The following is a 3,174-nucleotide window of genomic DNA, read 5'->3' on the forward strand; positions in this document are numbered from 1 at the left end:
ATTTTGCATATCTATCAATCACCTTACCGCCAACAACTTGGAACTCAACTTCGCCATTGTCATAAGACTCAAAGAAATAGCTATTTCTAAACATCTTGCTGAAATTGACGTTATCAACAAAGCGCCCATTGTCGGATGTGAAGCTTTTCAGTTGCTGCTTGTGTTGAATGCTACCTGTTGTAATGTTGGTCACTAAACCAACCACTGTGTTTTTCGCAGCGTCGCTTTGCCAAGCCGTATAGTTACTTATATCTTGTTGAGGTGTGTTTGTCGTAGCATCGGCATCTACACTGTACTTGTAGCTAAGCTCGGTAATGTCTTGGCCTACTTTATTGACCTTGGCATATGACTTGTAACGACGCGCTTCACAATCTTGAAAATTTGCATCGTAGTAGAAATAACTGATCCAATCTTTAGCTTCGATAGCTTCGGTGGTGTGGGCAGAGTAATCGACAATTCCGTTTGCGCCATAAACACCATAAAAACCTTTGAGATCTTTTTGCTGCTTAGATGAAAGCTCTTCATTAAATTCATCGTCCCAACCAATACTATAAATATTAAATAGGTTTAGAGACTTGATACACTCTTTGATATCAGTACTACCTATAGCATTAGCTGTATACATGACGGGACTACTATAAGAGTTTTTTGCAACGTCATCTTTTGGATCTGCAACACTTCCTGATGCCGGGGTTATGGACATTTGAGGAACTACGGTTTTAGTCTTTTTAGGTGGTGGCGCAGCGCTATCGCTACCACCACCGCATGCAGAAAGTGTTACAGCTAATACTGATATCGTTGGGATAATAAATTTCAAATTTTTCCTCGGCATTTTGAGCAAGTGATTATATAAATGATCACTCAAATACGATCAAAAAACTAAATGCTTATATAACCAAATTCAAACCATTGACGAAACAGACGTGTACGTCCGCTATCAACACCGAATTTAATCTTTTAATAACAAAAACTTAAATATAAAAAGGGAAACATCAATTATTAATACATCGGATGAAAGAAACCAATCACAACAAACGGTTCTTATACTGTTCTGGCGTCTGGTTCGCGTAACGTTTGAACATTGTGATAAATGGGCTGGCTTGGTTATAGCCCAATGTAAGAGCCACCTCTTTGACCGATTGGCCGTTTCTTAACAAGTCCATCGAGTACAGATAGCGCACTCGCAGTCGCCACTCGGTAAAGCTCATTCCAAGCTCCGTCTGGCAGTGGCGAGAAAGGGTTCTTTCCGTAGTGTGGACACGTTCAGCCCAATCTTTCAGCGTCACTTCATCGGTTGGGTTCTCTTCAACAGAAGCTAATATAGGCGCTAGATACTTATTGTCAGTTGAAGGCAAGAAGTGGTGTTCAACCTCACGCTGCGCAAGTTGGTCAAGCAGTACCTGAACGAGCCTTTGATCTTGCTCTGTTTCCGCAACATTGATTCCACGCTCGCGAAAGTCATCGATAATAGAAGACACAATCGGCGTGATCTTTATAAGGCTGGTTTTATCTGGCAGATGTTGCGTGAGTTCTGGGGCAATATTTAGCGAGCAGTAGTCCAAAGGCTTACGGTTATAACTGCAATGCATCACCCCGGCTGGTACCCAAATCGCTAAATGTGGCGGCGCTAGAAATCGGGTGCTTTCCGCTTCCATCTCTAATATACCGCCACTGATCAATTGAACCTGTCCCCATGAGTGGCTATGAACTCGGGTTTCAGTGTTCGAAAGAAACGCTTCAAAATTCATAAATACGTTGGATGGTGCCTTATCAATTGATAAGGATGGGTGAAGGTTTCTGGAGTGTTTTTTCAAACTTGTCTTCCTATCGCGCCTGATGTCTTTCTAAAGATACTTGTAAGTATAACGACCTGTCAAACTAGCCACATCAACTCATTTGCGACGGAACTCACATGCATTATCTCTTACCATTTTTTACAGTCTGTATCTGGGGCGCCAATGCAATCGTCAACAAGCTTGCTGCAAGCACTATAGAACCTAGTGCGATGAGTTTTTACCGTTGGTTTTTTGCGATGTTAATTCTCACGCCTTTCTGTATTCGCCCAGTAATGAAACAGTGGGCTGTCATTAAACCAAACCTATCAAAATTAGCGTTCCTCGGCTTTTTGGGCATGGTGTTGAACCAATCTCTAGGTTATTACGCGGGCTTAACCACAACCGCTTCTAACATGGCACTGATCACTTCTTTGGTTCCATTGATCAGTGTGTTTTTAAGCGTCCCTCTGTTGCACAAGTCGATTTCTAGTTTGAGTATTGTTGGCGGTGTGTTGTCACTGTCAGGCTTAGCTCTGATGTTAGGTAAAGGCGACCCGTTATTCTTCATGCATCAAGAATTGACTCAAGGCGATGGCTATATGTTAATTGCGGCCTTTGTTTATGCTTCTTACTGTGTGTTATTGAAACGCTGGAAAATGCCAATCAGTAGCTGGGTGGTGATTTACATTCAGGGTCTATTTGCTGTCGCGATGCTTACGCCACTTTGGCTTACCAGCGAACAGCTTTTACCACCGCAACAAGCGATACCATTGATAGCTTACGCCGCGGTGGCCGCTTCAATTTTAGCGCCTTGGATGTGGGTGAAAGCGATTGATACCATTGGCGCGGATTCAAGCGCGATGTTTATGAATTTGATGCCAGTTATCGCGATCGTATTGGCTTCCACCTGGCTGGGTGAAAAGATTAACCAGTTCCACATTATTGGTGGTGCAATGGTGATTTCAGGCGTCATCCTCACGCAAATCAAAAGAAAACCAAGGCTTGAGGCTCCCCAACCTCAGCAAAACTAACCCCACTTAACCTGCGACAATGCCCCATTCCATTTTCCACTCAGTACCTGCCTCGTTAGCAGGTACTGTTGTTTATTGTCGATTTCTCGATTCATGCTCTCTGATTTTATTTTTCGTTCATGAAGCTTTTAAGTACGCTTAATAATGGTGTTACTATTGCAATATCTCAGCAACTTCCATTTAATGCACTAAGTACGGTTTAAGTGTTCAAAGCGTTAGAATAACTCTCCAGAAAGCAGGTAACTGTTGATCTAATCGCTCTCCTATGGTCACACGACTCATGTGACCATAGGAGAGCGATCAGATCAACAGTTACCTGCTTTCTGGAGAGTTATTCTAACGCTTTGAACACTTAAACCGTACTTAGT

The 3,174-nt window shown here is 42.7% G+C and carries 3 protein-coding genes; 1 reads left to right on the top strand and 2 read right to left on the bottom strand.

The annotated features are described in order from the left end of the window. Nucleotides 1–817 (bottom strand): hypothetical protein (locus tag AB4653_RS22165; protein ID WP_372105361.1); only part of this gene is annotated, 817 nt, incomplete at its 3' end. A 208-nt stretch (nucleotides 818–1,025) separates the two neighbouring features. Continuing rightward, nucleotides 1,026–1,814, bottom strand: coding sequence for a helix-turn-helix domain-containing protein (locus AB4653_RS22170; protein WP_017101015.1), 789 nt, complete (start codon nucleotides 1,812–1,814; stop codon nucleotides 1,026–1,028). Nucleotides 1,815–1,912: 98 nt separating this feature from the next. Here AB4653_RS22170 and AB4653_RS22175 point away from each other — a divergent pair, with 98 nt between their 5' ends. Continuing rightward, nucleotides 1,913–2,806, top strand: coding sequence for a DMT family transporter (locus AB4653_RS22175; protein WP_009845803.1), 894 nt, complete (start codon nucleotides 1,913–1,915; stop codon nucleotides 2,804–2,806). The last annotated feature ends 368 nt before the right edge of the window (nucleotides 2,807–3,174 follow it).

It is taken from the genome of Vibrio sp. 10N.222.48.A3, from assembly GCF_041475345.1.
Taxonomy (GTDB): Bacteria; Pseudomonadota; Gammaproteobacteria; order Enterobacterales; family Vibrionaceae; genus Vibrio; species Vibrio tasmaniensis_A.

What these genes read in the sequence shown, in the direction of transcription:
- AB4653_RS22175 (WP_009845803.1), top strand. Translation starts at nt 1,913, where the DNA reads ATGCATTATCTCTTACCATTTTTTACAGTCTGTATCTGGGGCGCCAAT.